This is a genomic window from Sphingomonas sp. LC-1, assembly GCF_025371035.1.
GTDB classification, from domain to species: domain Bacteria; phylum Pseudomonadota; class Alphaproteobacteria; order Sphingomonadales; family Sphingomonadaceae; genus Sphingomonas; species Sphingomonas sanguinis_E.
In genome coordinates this window covers 1-15,054 of the sequence record NZ_JANZXB010000021.1, presented here as the reverse complement: position 1 = coordinate 15,054, position 15,054 = coordinate 1, and the positions used below count along the sequence as shown (strand labels likewise).

12 protein-coding genes, 1 tRNA gene and 1 riboswitch are annotated in these 15,054 nt (G+C 66.0%); of the genes, 4 read left to right on the top strand and 9 right to left on the bottom strand.

Going from position 1 to position 15,054, the window contains the following annotated elements; all coding sequences use genetic code 11:
• Positions 1-107: 107 nt before the first annotated feature.
• The gene (gene pepN / locus NZL82_RS18750) at positions 108-2,711 is read left to right on the top strand and encodes an aminopeptidase N (RefSeq protein WP_261271238.1); all 2,604 of its coding nucleotides are present in this window, start codon (positions 108-110) and stop codon (positions 2,709-2,711) included.
• Between the two features lie 65 nt (positions 2,712-2,776).
• Here pepN and NZL82_RS18745 read toward each other — a convergent pair whose 3' ends face one another.
• The 5 genes from NZL82_RS18745 to NZL82_RS18725 all read right to left on the bottom strand — a co-directional run bounded on the left by NZL82_RS18745 (position 2,777) and on the right by NZL82_RS18725 (position 8,559).
• Complete coding sequence (locus NZL82_RS18745) at positions 2,777-3,709, bottom strand: alpha/beta hydrolase (protein ID WP_261271237.1); 933 nt, start codon at positions 3,707-3,709, stop codon at positions 2,777-2,779.
• 161 nt (positions 3,710-3,870) lie between these two features.
• A complete protein-coding gene (locus tag NZL82_RS18740; protein WP_261271236.1) occupies positions 3,871-4,233 on the bottom strand; it encodes a tRNA-binding protein in 363 nt (120 codons plus the stop codon).
• Positions 4,220-4,891: a glutathione S-transferase family protein gene (locus NZL82_RS18735; protein ID WP_261271235.1), complete on the bottom strand. Its 672-nt coding sequence runs from the start codon at positions 4,889-4,891 to the stop codon at positions 4,220-4,222. Before NZL82_RS18735 ends, NZL82_RS18740 begins: the two co-directional genes overlap by 14 nt.
• 52 nt (positions 4,892-4,943) lie before the next feature.
• On the bottom strand, positions 4,944-6,380 hold the full coding sequence (locus tag NZL82_RS18730) for a PepSY domain-containing protein (protein ID WP_261271234.1): 1,437 nt from the start codon (positions 6,378-6,380) through the stop codon (positions 4,944-4,946).
• Entirely contained in the window at positions 6,367-8,559 is a 2,193-nt protein-coding gene (locus tag NZL82_RS18725) for a TonB-dependent siderophore receptor (RefSeq protein ID WP_261271233.1), read from the bottom strand. The genes NZL82_RS18730 and NZL82_RS18725 overlap by 14 nt, the downstream gene beginning before the upstream one ends.
• A 180-nt stretch (positions 8,560-8,739) precedes the next feature.
• Positions 8,740-8,959, bottom strand: a riboswitch (cobalamin riboswitch).
• Between the two features lie 86 nt (positions 8,960-9,045).
• Here NZL82_RS18725 and NZL82_RS18720 point away from each other — a divergent pair.
• Together NZL82_RS18720 and NZL82_RS18715 are read left to right on the top strand one after the other, a co-directional pair.
• Positions 9,046-9,354 carry a hypothetical protein gene (locus tag NZL82_RS18720; protein ID WP_261271232.1) on the top strand — a complete coding sequence of 103 codons (309 nt, stop codon included), beginning with the start codon at positions 9,046-9,048 and terminating at the stop codon, positions 9,352-9,354.
• A 103-nt stretch (positions 9,355-9,457) separates the two neighbouring features.
• Positions 9,458-11,713, top strand: a complete 2,256-nt coding sequence (locus tag NZL82_RS18715; protein WP_261271231.1) for a TonB-dependent siderophore receptor — start codon at positions 9,458-9,460, stop codon at positions 11,711-11,713.
• A 7-nt stretch (positions 11,714-11,720) separates the two neighbouring features.
• On the opposite strand, the gene NZL82_RS18710 is transcribed toward NZL82_RS18715, so the two are convergent.
• From NZL82_RS18710 to NZL82_RS18700, 3 genes are read right to left on the bottom strand one after another with little or no spacing between them, the layout of a single operon-like run.
• On the bottom strand, positions 11,721-12,863 hold the full coding sequence (locus NZL82_RS18710; RefSeq protein WP_261271230.1) for an acyltransferase: 1,143 nt from the start codon (positions 12,861-12,863) through the stop codon (positions 11,721-11,723).
• Positions 12,860-13,408, bottom strand: coding sequence for a sugar O-acetyltransferase (locus NZL82_RS18705; protein WP_261271229.1), 549 nt, complete (start codon positions 13,406-13,408; stop codon positions 12,860-12,862). Before NZL82_RS18705 ends, NZL82_RS18710 begins: the two co-directional genes overlap by 4 nt.
• A 5-nt stretch (positions 13,409-13,413) precedes the next feature.
• The gene (locus NZL82_RS18700; RefSeq protein ID WP_261271228.1) at positions 13,414-14,103 is read right to left on the bottom strand and encodes a DUF1349 domain-containing protein; all 690 of its coding nucleotides are present in this window, start codon (positions 14,101-14,103) and stop codon (positions 13,414-13,416) included.
• Positions 14,104-14,202: 99 nt separating this feature from the next.
• On the opposite strand from NZL82_RS18700, the gene NZL82_RS18695 reads away from it, so the two are divergent.
• Positions 14,203-14,769 (top strand): TetR/AcrR family transcriptional regulator, encoded by a 567-nt coding sequence (locus NZL82_RS18695; RefSeq protein ID WP_261271227.1) that lies wholly within the window; start codon positions 14,203-14,205, stop codon positions 14,767-14,769.
• A 162-nt stretch (positions 14,770-14,931) separates the two neighbouring features.
• Here NZL82_RS18695 and NZL82_RS18690 read toward each other — a convergent pair.
• A tRNA-Met gene (locus NZL82_RS18690) sits at positions 14,932-15,008 on the bottom strand.
• Positions 15,009-15,054 lie beyond the last annotated feature (46 nt).

The following is a 15,054-nucleotide window of genomic DNA, read 5'->3' as shown; positions in this document are numbered from 1 at the left end:
AGGCGTATCACGCCCCCTCCCGCGATCAACCCCGCCCGTGAGGCCGAATTCCGGTTTTTCCCGCCGCGCAGGTGGTCGGACGGGCCCGCCAGGGCTATATTCCCGCCATGGACATTCAGCGCAGCGCCGCCCAGCCCGATATGACCCCCGCCGCCATCCGGCGAGAGGATTATACGCCGCCGGCCTGGGCGGTTCCGCAGGTCGCGCTCGACTTCCGGCTCGCCCCCTCCGAGACGCGGGTCCGCGCCGCGCTGACGGTCGAGCGGAGCGGGGCGCATGACGAGCCGCTGCGCCTCGACGGTGCGGGCCAGACGCCGTTGTCGGTCATGGTCGATGGCGTGGTGGTCGACGACTGGCGGATCGACGGCGAGCAACTGGTCGTGCCGCTGTCCGGCGACGCGCATGTCGTCGAGACCGAGGTGACGATCGCTCCCGAAAGCAACACGCAGTTGATGGGCCTCTATGCCTCGGGCGGCAATCTGTGCACCCAGTGCGAGGCGGAGGGGTTTCGCCGCATCACCTTCTTTCCCGACCGGCCCGATGTCCTGAGCGTCTACCGGGTGCGGATGACCGCCGACCGGGGGCGCTATCCGGTGCTGCTCGCCAATGGTGATCCGGTGGCGAAGGGCGAGAATGATGACGGCACCCATTGGGCGGAGTGGCACGATCCCTTCCCCAAGCCCTCCTATCTCTTCGCGCTGGTGGCGGGCGATCTGGCGGTCAACGCCGCGACCTTCACCACAATGAGCGGGCGCGAGGTACAACTGGGCATCTGGGTGCGCGCCGCCGATCTGGCGAAGACCGATCATGCGCTCCACGCCCTGAAGCTGTCCATGGCGTGGGACGAGCGCGTCTATGGCCGCGAATATGACCTGGACGTGTTCAACATCGTCGCGGTCGACGATTTCAACTTCGGCGCGATGGAGAATAAGGGGCTGAACATCTTCAACAGCCGCTACATCCTGGCCGATCCCGACACCGCGACCGATTACGACTATGACGCGATCGCTGCCGTCGTCGCGCATGAATATTTCCACAACTGGTCGGGCAACCGGATCACCTGCCGCGACTGGTTCCAGTTGAGCCTCAAGGAAGGCTTCACCGTCTATCGTGACCAGAGTTTCTCCGCCGATCAGGGATCGGCCGCGGTCAAGCGGATCGAGGATGTGAGGGGGCTTCGCGCCAGCCAGTTTCCCGAGGATTCGGGCCCGCTCGCGCATCCGGTTCGCCCGGAAAGCTATATCGAGATCAGCAATTTCTACACGGCGACCATCTATAACAAGGGTGCCGAGCTGATCCGCATGATGGCGACGATCCTGGGCCCGACGAAGTTTCGCGCCGCCACCGACCTGTATTTCAGCCGCTTCGACGGCACCGCCGCCACCTGCGAGGATTTCGTCGCCTGTATGGAGGAAGCGGGCGGCGTCGACCTGACCCAGTTCCGCCTCTGGTACAGCCAGGCGGGCACGCCGCGCGTGTCGGCGGGCTTGTACCATGAAGCCGGTGGCGGGCGCGCCGAATTGCGACTGGCGCAGCACGTCCCCGCCACACCGGGACAGAATGTGAAGCAGCCGATGCTGCTGCCGCTGAAGGTCCGGCTGTTCGGCGCTGAGACGGGACGCCCGCTGACCGACGAGCGGCTGATCCTGCTCGATCAGGTGGCCGAGACGATCGTGTTCGAGGCCATCACCGAGCGCCCCGTCCTGTCGATCAATCGCGGCTTTTCCGCGCCGGTGGTGATCGAAAGTGACCGGACGGCGGCGGATCTGGCCTTTCTGTCGGCGCATGACGACGATCCCTTCGCCCGGTACGAAGCGATGCAGCAGTTGATGCTCGACACGCTGGTCGCGGGCACGATCGACGGCACGGTCCAGGCCGATGCGGTGATCGACGCGGTCGCGCGCACGCTGGAATCGGAAGGGCTGGAGCCCGCCTTCCTGGCCGAAGCCGTATTGCTGCCCTCGGAGAATTTCATCGGCGATCAGCTGGTGACGGTCGATCCCGACGCGATCCACGCCGCGCGCGAGGAACTGCGCCAGCGGCTGGGCCATGCGCTGGAGCCGGTGTGGCGGCGGCTCTATGCCGAAATGGCGCAGGGCCCCTATGCCTATTCGCCTGATGCCAAGGGTCGGCGACGCCTGCGCAACGTCGCGCTAGGCTATATCGCGGCCAGCGGCGCGCCCGATGCGGCGGCGCTCGCCTTTGCGCAGTTCGAGGCGGCGGACAATATGACCGACCGTCAGGCGGCGCTGACCACGCTGGTCAATTCCGACGCACCCGAGCGGGAGGTGGCGCTGGCGCGCTTTCACGACCGCTATGCCGACAATCCGCTGGTTCTCGACAAATGGTTCCAGACCCAGGCCTTATCCTCGCGCAGCGACACCGGGGCGATGGTCACGAAGCTGGCCGAGCATCCCGACTTCACCCTCGCCAATCCCAACCGGGCCCGCGCGCTGATCGGCGCATTCGGGATGAACCAGCGTGCGCTCAATGCCGCCGATGGCTCTGGTTATCGCTTCCTGGCGGATCAGTTGATCGCGCTCGACCGGTTGAACCCGCAGACGGCGGCCAAGCTGTTGCCGCCGCTCGGTCGCTGGCGGCGGTTCGACACCAAGCGCTCGCAGTTGATGTGTGCGGAGTTGATCCGGATCGTCGGCACGCCGGGCCTGTCCAAGGACCTGTTCGAGCAGGCGTCGAAGAGCATCGAATGATCCTCCCCGGCGCGGGAAGGGGGTGACCACCTACAGAGTGGTCACCCTGAACTTACACGGAAGGATCAGTTCGCCTTGGGCGTTTGGAATCCTTCCATCACCATCCAGCGGTAGAAGGCGTCGAACCAGCCGGTGCTGGTGGTCTTCTTCGGATACATGCCGAAGCCATGACCGCCCTGGCCATAGAGGTGGAACTCGACCGGCTTCTTCGCCGCCATCCAGCCATCGATCAGGCCGAAGCCCTTGCCCGCGAACAGCGGATCGTCGGCGGCGATCGCGGCGAACATCGGCGGCGCGTCGGCAGGGACCGTCATCGGCTGGAGCGGGCCATAAATGTCGCCGATAAAGGCGGGCTTGGCCTGTCCGTCGAGCACGGTCGCGACGGTCAGCATCGCACCCGCCGAGAAGCCGACCATGCCGATCCGGTTGGGATCGACCTTCCACTCGCCCGCCCGCTGGCGGACCAATGCGAAGGCGGCGCGCGAGTCGGCGATCTGGGGTGCCAGGCCCTTCAGCGCCTCCTCCGGGCTGGGGCGCGTGGTGGGACGCGCCACGGCGGAGAACATCGCCGTCATCGACTTTTCGAACTCGCCCATGTCGGCGGGCGTCTGGTTCAACCGGTATTTGAGGACGAAGGCCGCGATCCCGCGATCGGCCAGGGCCTTGGCCACGTCCCAGCCCTCATTCTGCATCGACAGGGTACGAAAGCCGCCGCCGGGCGCGACGATCACGGCGGTGCCGGTCGCCTTGGCGGGATCGGGGAGGAAGGGGGTCAGCGTCGCCTGCGTCACGTTGCGGGCGAAGACGCTGTCATACTGGCTGTGCCAGCTTTCCTTGTTCTTCGCACCGGGCAGCGGGCCGGTGTTCAGCGGAATGGCATTGGGCTGCGCGGGAATGGCGATCGGCGCCATCTTGTCGCTCTGCGCGATGGCGGGCGCCGCCACCGAGAGCGTTAGCAAGGCGGCCAGCGCATGGCGGGCCAAGCGATTGGATTTCATAACCCCTCCTATTCTCCGTGGGTTATTCCCTACGGTCGAGGCGGGATGGTACGCGTCGGGGCACAAGGCGCAAGAGAAATGTTAAGGCTAACAGAAGCCGACATATAGCCTTCGACTTCGTTCAGGTTGAACGGAGCGAAGCCCAAGGCCAAGCGAATCTCCTAGAACAACCGCCCGCCATTGGGCACGGCCAGGTCCGGCGCGATCAGCACGACCTGCCCCTCCGCGTCGGGGAAACCCAGGGTCAGAACCTCGGACATCATCGGCCCGATCTGGCGCGGCGGGAAGTTGACCACCGCCGCCACCTGCCGCCCCACCAGTGTCTCGGGGGTATAATGCCGGGTGATCTGTGCCGAGGACCGCTTGACGCCGATCACCGACCCGAAATCGATGGTCAGCTTGATCGCGGGCTTGCGCGCCTCCGGGAAGGGCTCGGCGGCGATGACGGTGCCGACGCGGATGTCGACCGCCAGGAAATCGTCGATGCCGATCCGCCCGGCGGGCGCGGCGTCAGAAGTCGACATTGTCATAATGCGATGGCGGCGCGACCATCTCCATCCGCTCGGACAGAAGCGGGCGGAAGGAAGGACGGCTCTTCAGCCCGCGATACCAGCGCGCGGTCTGTTCGTGTCCCTTCCAGTCGATGCCGCCCAGATAATCGGCGACGGAAATCTGCGCCGCCGCCGCCAGATCGGCGAGGCTCATCGTCGCACCGCCCAGCCAGTTGCGATGATCGAGCAGATAATCGGTATAGTCGAGATGCCCGACCGCCGCCTTCATCGCCTCGCGCAGGCCCTTGGCATCGGGGCTGCCGACGCGTGCGACCCGCTTGACCATGCGCTCGTGGAGCAAGGGGCCGGTCACGTCCTGATAGAAATGCGTGTCGAACCACGTCACCAGCCGCCGGATCTCGGCGCGGTTGACCGCGGTGCCGTTGATCATCGCCGACTTTTCGACCGTCTCCTCGAAATATTCGGAGATCGCCATCGAGTCGACCAGCAGGACGCCGCGCTCCTCATCGACCATCACCGGGGTCTGGCCGGCGGGGTTCATGTCGAGGAACTCGTCGCGACGCTGCCACGGCGACTCCCGGACCAACTCATATCCGACGCCCTTTTCCCCGAGCAGCAGCCGGACCTTGCGCGAAAAGGGACAGAGCGGGAATTGAAAGAGTTGCCACATGCCGCCCATCTAAGCGGCGTGCCCCCCTCGCGCCAACCCCGGCAATGATGTTTTAACGCCTTCGCGCGACGGGGCGGCGCAACCGCCGCCAGCCGAGCACCACGCCGCTGATCGACAGCACCAGTCCGGCGATCGACCATAGCCACATCCACAGGTCCCAGACCGGGCGTCGCGCGGTCAGCCAGGGCCAGTCCCAGGTGTGAAGAAAGGAATAGACCCAGCGATAGGCCCGCCGCACCCGATCCTGTCGCCGGACCAGCGCACCGCTCATCGGATCGATATAGAGCCAGGTCCGCGCGGCATCGTCGAAGCGCAGCCGGATCAGCGGCAGACGCGCGGCATCGGCCCAGTAGAAATCGGGTTCGATCAGGGTCTCGGTCCGCACGACATGCCCGGCCGGGACCAACAGCGCCGCCGCCCCGACCGGATCGGCAGGACGCGCCGGTGCCAGGCTCGCCTGTTCCAGCCAGCGTGGATGCGAGGAGGCACGATCGATCGCGATCCGGCGGAGCCCGGCATCGCCGCTCCATTCGACGCTTCGCGCACCTTGGGCAATCTGCCGCAACCGGCCCAGCGCTCGGGGTGAGCCCGCCTGTCCCGCATAGGCGCGCATCGCCGCCTCGGGTGCGACGCCTCCGGCAAAGCCATGCCACGGATCGACCGACAACCATCCGCTGACGATCCAGGTCGTCAGCATCACGCCCCCCAGCAGGCCGCTGACATGATGCCAGACCATCCAGCCATGATAGGGCGTCACCCGCCCGCCGCGATAACGCCGCCGCCCGATCCGCATCCGCAAGATGCCGATCCACATCCCGGTCAGCGCCACTGCGATGCACGGGCCGGACAGCCACATCACCACCTGCCGCCATGCCTGATTGTCCCGGCGCAGCACCGTCGGGTAGATCCAGTGCGGCACCGATCCCAGCCAGTTCCAGAAGCGCTGCCCCCGGGTCGTTCGCTGCACCGGCTGGCCGGTCAGGTCGGAAATATAGATCTGGGTCCCGGCGACATCGGCCAACGTCGCCTTCCACAAGGGCCGATGCCGGTCGAATCCGCCCGCGACGGTCCATTGGTCGCGGGTAACCCGCTCGACACGCTCGACCGATGCCCGTCCGAAGCGCGCCGCCACGCGGGCGGCCAGCGGGGCATCGACCGCACCGGGGGCGATGCCCGTCGCCGCCGACAGGATGCGGGTGTCGCCCTCCCCGTCCTCGATCCGCCAGACCGGCGCGCCGTCGCGCATCTCCAGCGTGATCCGCCGGGCTTCGGCCCCGGCGGGCGGATGGACGACGCGGCTCCAGTCGATCGGCTCCGCCCCCTCCCAGGCATCCGCCGGGGGCAGCGCGGGATAGGGCACGTAGATCATCACCAGCCCGCTTGCGAACCACATCGCGAAGAACAGGCAGGCGACGATCCCCGCCCAGCGATGGGTGAGGAAGGCCAGCCGAACGGCCGTCCTTCCCCAGGATCGATCAGAACGCGGCACGAAGGCCGATGTCCAGCGAGCGCGGACGCCCCAATATCCATTGCTGGTCGCCATAGGCGGTGATCGCATAGGCCTTGTCGAACAGGTTATAGACCCGGACATCGACCGCCATTTGCGGGGTCAGCGCATAGGACAGGGTGGCATCCACCGTCGCACAGCCGGGAATGCGAAAGGCATTGCCATTGTCCGAGAAGCGCCGCCCGACATAGCGCAGGCCACCGCGGGCCTGGACCCGCGTCGTGGCGTCCCAGCGCAGCCAGAGATTGCCAAGCGCCTCGGGCACGTTGGGCGGCGTCCGCCCGCCATAGTCGGTCCCGCCCGAACGGAAATCGTCGAACCGCGCGTCCAGCAGCGTGCCATTGGCATCGATCCCGAACCCCTGCGGCAGGTCGAGCGTCACGGCCGCCTCCATGCCTTGCGCGGATCGCTGCCCGACCTGTTCGACCGGGCTCGACAGGGTGCGCTGCGCCAGCAGTCCGGTCTTCACGATGCGATAGGCCGCCAGCGTGGCGGTGCCGCGCCCGTTCAGGAACAGCCATTTGGCTCCGGCCTCGATCTGGTTGCCGCGCGCATTGCTGAACGCCACCTGCCCCGTCGACACGGTAGTCAGCGTGCCCAGCGGATCGACGCCGGTGGCATATTGGCCGTAGAGCGACAGGGTCGGCATGGGCTGATAGACGACGCCCGCCCGCCAGGTGGCGTTGCGGAAGGTCTTTTCGAAGGCGAAGCTGTCGGTCCGCACGCCCCCCGGATAGGCGATTGCCCAGCGCCTCACCTGATTTTCCTCGTAGCGGAAGCCGCCGACCACCGACCAGTGGCGGCCCAGCGTCACCCGATCCTCGGCAAATATTGCCAGCGCCGCCGTGCGGGTCCGGTAACGGGGCGCGATCCCCTGCGTATCCAGGAAACGGCCCGGATCGAAGGCAAAGGGATCGACCGCGTCGACCTGCCCGTCCGACCCGAAGTCATTCTCATGGGTGAAGCGGACCAGATTGGCCTCCCCGCCGATCACCAGCGCATTGGCGATGCCGGGGGCCAGCCCGGCGCGCCACGTCACACTCGCCTGATCGCCCCATTGGGTCTGGTCGTGGCGAATGCCGTAATTGCTGCTCCGCCGGATCGTGCCCGGCGTGCCCGTCGAACCGTCCGCGCACCGGCCGTTGGCGGAGACCCAGCAATAATCCTCCAGGTTGCGCCAGAATCGATCGCTGGTCAGATAATAGGCGATGTTGGACAGGCTGACATTCGCACTCGGCGTCCAGTCGATCCGGACCGAGGCACGGTCGTCACGAAACCGCATCCGACTGTCACCAACATTATAGTTGCGGTCGCGTATCCGCAGATCGAGTTTCCCGTCGATCAGCGGCGTACCGAAATAGCCGATCGGCCGCTGGTCGCCATGATCGCCGCGCACCGTCACCGCGAAGACCGGCGATGGCGTCCATTTCAATGTCCCCGACAGCGCGACGCTGTCCGAATGCCCCCGATCGACATAGCCGTCCGATCGGCGATAGCTCGCATCGACGCGGTAGCCCAAGCTATCGCCCAGCGGCCCGCCAATCCCGGCGCTTGCGCGAAAACTGTCCTGCGCGCCATATCCGATCTCGGCTTGGCCATGGGTTCGGGCGGTCGGCCCCCGCATCACGACATTGACCGCGCCGCCCAGCGCGCCCTGCCCGTACAGGACCGACGCGGGGCCGCTGAGTATATCGATCCGCTCGACCATCCAGGGATCGGTCGGAAAGGTGATCGTCCCCGCCGCCGGAAACAGCCGCACCCCATCGATCAGTTGCAGCACCGATCCCTGCCCGGAAAAGCCTCGGGCCGACAGCGCGGTGCCGCCATTGCCGGGATTGGCGACGCTGGCGATGCCCGGTGCGCGCGCCTCCGCCTCGACGATCGACAGGTCGCCGCGCGCGCGGATCGTCTCGCCGTCCAGCGACACGATGCTGGCGGGCGTTTCCAGCGGGGTCAGGCCCAACCGGCTGGCCGTGGCATTGGGTGTGTCCAGCGCCTGTTTCTCGCGCGTGCCGACGACCAGGACGGTGGCATCCGCCCCCTGCCCCTCGGCCCCCGGCCTCTCTGCCCGTTGCGCGCTGGCTTCCCCGGCCCCGAGCAGAAGCGCGGCACCACTCCACAGGCTCCATCGCGCCCATGCGAATCTGTTACAATATATCATTCCATAGCCCATAGCGTCCTGTCGCGAACAAGCCGAGGCCTTCCGTTGCGTTTCCGAACGGCCGGATGCCATGCGTACCGGACGCTATTCCGCACTCGCCATGGCAAACCATTGCGCCTCCGCCACCATTGGCGTCGCTCGTCGGAAAGGACCTTAGCCTCGGCCATCCCCTGGACCAGGCATGAGCGACCTGACGCCGGCAGGTCTCCTGGCTCACGGGTCATCGCGAATGGCGCGCCTTCCCAGGTTGCCCCAGTGGCTGGCCCGGTCTTCACCGGTCCGTTGCGCCTCCGCTCACCGCTTACAGTTGCAGGGACAGCCTCGGATTCGGGCGTCGCCGCCCTCACCGCGTTCCCTTTTAATCCCCCTTGTCGGGGGAACCGGCGCGATCATTGCCGGAACATTCCGGCGTCGCATCGGTAGGCGCGACGCCATCACGTCGTCAAGCGGGATGAGCGAGCGGGCGAACCGCGCTATGGCGGCGTCATGGCACGCAAGACCCGCTATCTGACCGCGACGATGCCCGATGGCTATGTGAAGACGATCGGTCCCACCTCCGCCCCCTTCACCCATTATTGGCGGATCGTCGCCGATCTGGGTGGCGGACGCACCGAAGTCTTCTGGGGCCATGCCAAGTCGCGCAAGGACGCGCAGGCGAACGACGCCGCCATGGCCGAGGCGATGCGTCAGCGCGGCTGGGTCGGCTATGCTTTTGACGTGGTCGAACTGGTCGAATCCCCCGAGCCGCCCGAGGGCATGTCTCCGACCGGGAAGAGAAGGCGCAGGGGTCGCTAGAACCAGGCCGTTCAGGATCATGATGTTTTTATCATGATTTCGCTTTACCCCGATGCCCACCCCCTCTATTGCGACTGCATATCAATAGAAGATGGGGAACGACATGCTGACTGGTTCGGCATTGAAGACGCTTGCGCTGGCTTTGTCGGCGGTGGCGGCACCGGCGCTTGCCGAAGTGACACCGCCGGTCATGGCGGATCGCACCGCGCCGTCGGCCGAGCGTGACGACCTCGACCAGACCGGCAACGACATCGTGGTGCTGGGCAAAAGCTATGGCCGAGAGGTGGGCAAGACTGTCACCCCGCTCAAGGACATTCCCAACACCGTCACGGTGATCGAGCGCGACCAGATCGAGGCGCAGAATCTCTTCACGCTGGAGGACGCGCTGACCGCAACCAACGGGATCACCGTCAACGGCGTGGGCAGCGAGGACCCGTCCTATTTCTCGCGCGGGTTCGCGATCAACAATTACCTGATCGATGGCGTACCCACCTTCGCGCTGGCTTTCCCCGCCGTGGTGCCGGACCTGTTCTTCTATGACCGAGTCGAAGTGCTGCGCGGCCCCGCCGGTCTCTTCAGCGGGGCGGGCAATCCGGCGGGCAGCATCAACCTGGTGCGCAAGCGCCCGCTCGACACGGCGCGGGTGCAGGCGGTGGCGGGACTGGGCAGCTTCGACAATGTCCGGCTGGAGCTGGACGCCTCGCTCCCCGCCAGCGATCGGCTGGGCTTCCGCTTCGGGGTGATGGGCCAGGATCAGGATCAGTTCTTCGACACCGCGCACCGCAACCGCGTTGCCGCCTATGCGACGGGCTCGCTCAAGATCGGCGAGCGGACCACCCTGACCGTCGGCGGCCATTACGACCGCTTCCGCCCCGCGATCCAGTCGGGCCTGCCCGGCTATGTGGGCGGCAGCGACGGCAGCGACGGACGGCTGCTGTCGGTCGATCGCTCCACCTATCTGGGCGCCGACTGGAATCGTTTCGAATCCAAGACGTGGAGCGGGTTCGCCGAACTGGCGCACCGGGTCAGCGACCGCTGGACGCTGCGCGCGACCGGGCTTTACACCGATGTCGATCGCATCGACATCTACAGCTATATCGGCAGCCAGCCGGTGACCGCCGCCAATCGCGGCGTCACCAACCAGATCGCCTATCGCGGCGATAGCAAGCAAAGCACCCGTGCCTTCGATTTCAACGCGATCGGCAGCTTTCCGCTGTTCGGGCGCGACCAGACGCTGATCCTGGGTTGGGATTATCAGGCCAGTTCGGGCACGTCCTATTATAGCCGCCTGTCGAACTTCGCGACGATCGACGTGTTCAATCCCGTCTCGCCGCCCGAGCCGCCGCTCAATCCCTATGGCCCTTCGGCCCCCTACCGCGTGCCGGGCACCAACCGCCTGGTGACTCAGGTTTACGGCGCCAGCGGGACCGATGTGGAGCAATATGGCATTTACGGCCAGATGCGGCTGAGCCCGGTCGCGGGGCTGACCCTGACCGGCGGCGGGCGCGTGACATGGTGGGATACGACGATCCGCACCCTGCTGCTCGCATCGGGCAGCATCCCCGCGCCGACCCGCTATGGCTTTAACGGCCGCTTCACCCCCTATGCGGGCGCGGTGTGGGATGTGACCGGGGACTGGAACGTCTATGCCAGCTATGCGGACAGCTTCAGCCCGGTCAATTCGGGCGGGCGCCAGCGCCCCGACGGACGCCCGATCGAACCGCTGGTCGGCGACCAATATGAGGCGGGGACCAAGTTGGCGCTGATGGACAAGCGGCTGTTGCTGTCGGCCGCCGCCTATCAGATCACGCAGCGGAACCGGACGATCAACGATGCCGACAATGTCCTGATCGTCTATCAGATCGGCAAGGTCCGCGCACGCGGGATCGAGGCCGAAGCCTCTGGCGAGATCGTGCCGGGCTGGCGGATCAATGGCGGCTACAGCCTGACCCGGACCAAATATCTGTCGGACATCAACCCGGTGGTCGAGGGGCTGACGCTGACCCCGATCATCCCGAAGCATATGGTCAAGCTGTTCACCAACTATAAGCCGCAGGGCGGGGCGTTGCAGGGGGCGAGCCTGGGCGGTGGGGTGACCTGGTTCAGCTCCACCTTCGGCGGCGCGGCGGCGACCCGCAATGCGCAAGGGACGTTCGTCCCCTCCACCATCGTGCGGCAAGGCGCCTATGCCGTGGTGGACCTGCGCGCCGGCTATGATGTCAGCGAGCGGCTGGGCCTGTCGGTCAACGTCAACAATGTGCTCGACAAGACCTATTATGCCCGCATCAACTCGACCGCGCGCGGAAATTATTATGGCAGCCCGCGCACGATATTCGCGACGCTGCGCTACGCCTATTGAGGGAGAGTTACGGGGTGGCGGGGGCGGCCCCACCCCGCCCCCGGTTCAGATAGCGGCGGATCGGCCGATCCCAGAACCGATGAGCGATCATGGCGAAGGCGATCGTGAAGAGATAGAGCGAGACCGCGACGATCGCCGTCATGCCGCTGCTCCCCCGATCGCTCACCACCCAGTTCATATAGACATACACGAACGGATAATGGGTGATGTACAGGGGATAGGACAGCCGCCCGGCCACCCGACACAGTGACTGCGTCACCCCGCCCCCGCCCGAATGCCGCCCCAGCATCAGGATCGCGGGGAACAGGATCAGGACGCAGGCCGCCTGATAGACGCCGTTCCACTTGATGCCCCCGGACTCCGGCAGGACCGGCGCGGCGAAGACCGCCAGCAGGATCAGGCTCAATCCGCCAAAGCCCAGCCGGACGTGCGGCAGGCGGTCGCTCAACCGATAGAGCAACAGCCCCGTCAGAAACGGATAGGCCAGCCTGACCGGCGCCCCCCAGAAATTGTCCAGCCCCCAGCCGGTGTCGTAGGAGCCGAGCGTCAGCGCCGTCGCCGCGGACACCAGCGCCGCAAGCATGGTCAGTCCGGCCAGCCAGCGCAACGCCAGCCGCCGTAGGATCAGGGCATAGGCCAGGTTGGCGATATATTCCTGCAACAGCGTCCAGGCGGGCGCATTGAGCGGATGGCTGTCCCCCAGGCGATTGGGCAGCGGCCATGACGGCAAGGCGAACAGTCCCGCCAGAAAGGCAAGCGCGACCAGCATCCCCGGCGCCCGCTGGCGATCGCCGGCAAAGGGGTCGAACATATAGCTGACCAGCCCCAGCACGACCCCCAGCACGACCAGCGGATGCAGCCGGATCAACCGCCGCGCGACGAAGTCCCGCACCGTCATATGCCCCCATCGATCGTCATAGGCATAGCCGATGACGAAGCCCGACAGCGCGAAGAAGAAATCCACCGCCAGATAGGCATGGGGCAGCAGCAACCTGTTCGCCTCGAACAGGACGGTGATGCCCTGGATATGGAATGCGACGACCAACAAGGCGGCGGTGCCGCGCAGACCGTCCAGCACCTCGAAATGCGGCTTGGCCCGGGGCATGCTTTCGGCCGGCGGAGCGGCATGCAGGGCGGCCGGATGGCTCATGCTCGCGCGGGCCTTGCCGGATTGCCCATCACGGTCGTCCCTGGCGCCACGTCGCGGGTCACGACACTGCCCGCGCCGATAATGGCATCGTCTCCGATCGTGACACCGGGCAGGATCAACGCCCCTCCGCCGATCCAGACATTGGCGCCGATGCGGATCGGGCGGCCATATTCCCAGCCCTCGGCACGCAAAGCCGGATCGCGGGGATGATCGGCGGTCAGGATCTGGACGCCGGGGCCGATCTGTGTCCCCTCGCCGATCTCGACGCGCGTCACGTCGAGGATGACACATCCGAAATTCAGGAAAACCCGCTCCGCCAGGTGGATGTTATAACCATAGTCGCAATGGAATGGCGGCCGCACCACCACGGCCGCCCCGACTTGCCCCAGCCCCTCGACCAGCAAGCCATGACGCTCGTCCGGGCTCGCCATGATCGAACCATTATACCGGCTCATCCAGGACGATGCGCGCGCCGCATCCGCGATCAGTTCGGGATCGTCGGCGCGATAGAGTTCGCCCGCCAGCATGTTTCGCTTGTGGCTCATCCCGCTCAACTCAGATCGTGCAGATCTTTGCCCAGCGGCGCCGAGATCCGCAGATCGGAAAAGCGCACCTCCAGTCCCTCGCGCTCCGGGGTGCACGCCATCGGCCCGATCTGATAGGCGGCGGCGACCGGAAAGGGGGCCAGTCGAACCAGAGGCCAATTCTTGCCATCCGCCGAAACCTGCAACCGCAGCACGCCCTTGGCGACCGTCGCGCGCATCCAGAAATCGCTGGCATCGCCCGCATAGGGGCCGGTCGCCCAGTCCGAACGACCATCGGTCAACACGCTGCTCAGCATCGCGCGGCCATCGGACAATTCGATCCCCGCCTTGACCCAGCGGCGCTCATCGACCCGGACCATGATCCCGGCCTGATCGTACAGCTTTTCATATCGCCCGCGAATCCGCAGTTGCGCCGTAAAGGCGTCGCCGGTCGGAAAGCCCAGGAAATGGCCGCTATCGCGGGTGAAACCATAATGGGTCTCGCGCCAGAAATCGGTGCTGTGATCGGTTACCAGGGTCAGCGCGCCATTCGGCTCGACGTGCCATGACCGGGGAGCGTTCAACCAGTGTCCGTCCGAACGTCCCAGGGCGCTGACCGTCGTTCCGGTCGCCTGTGCAGCCCCGGCAACCGACGGCATGCCGAGCGCCACCGCGCTGCCCAAGATCACCCGGCGCGAAATATGCGCTTCCTGCATGGCCCTCACCTTCTTTTGCGATAGAGCAGGTTTAGATCCCTGCCTCCGGTCGGGGAGCATGTGTACAAATGTACACATCATATGCAATGGAGTTTTCGCGTGGCGGGAGGACGATCGAGACAGAACGACCCCGACCGGCGACAGCGTATCGTCACCGCCACCCTGGACGTGCTGGCCGAGCAGGGCGTGTCGGGCACCACCCACCGCCGGATCGCGGCGGTTGCGGGTGTGCCGCTGGGTTCGGTCACCTATTATTTCGCCACGCTCGAAGAGTTGTTGATGGCGGCGTTCACCCAATTGGCGGAGGAGAGCTCGAACGCCTTTCGCGCCCGGCTGGCACAGGCGGAAGACGTGGCTGGCGCCCGTGACGCCATTATCGACATCATCGCCGGTTCGGTCTGGGCGGAACCCCGCACGCTTTTGCTCAGCTACGAACTCTACGCCTTTGCCGCCCGCCATCCGTCGGTATCCAGCGTGATGCAGGGATGGATGAACAACAGCCGCGCCGCGCTCGAGCGTTTCTTCGATCCCCTCACCAGCCGCGCGCTTGACGCACTGGTGGAAGGGATCGGCATCCACAACTCGATCGATCCCCAGCCCCTGGACCGTCAGGCAATTGCCGCGATCGTGCACCGCATTGCGGGCGCAGAATCCCAAGCGGGATAGAAGGCGCGTTTCCGGCTTCCCAGCCGCGCCCCGCTCCCAGATGATCCGTATTGAAGCCGGGTTGTTGCTATTTTGCCTGACGGAGGCCGTGACGCGTCGCCAGCGCGTATGCCCCAAACGCCGACGCCGCCCTGGAGGGCGGCGTGTGGTGTATTATAGCGTTGGTTGCGGGGGCAGGATTTGAACCTGCGGCCTTCAGGTTATGAGCCTGACGAGCTACCGGGCTGCTCCACCCCGCGACACTGGGTATAGGGGCAAGGACAAGTGAATGGGTTTTTGTATTCG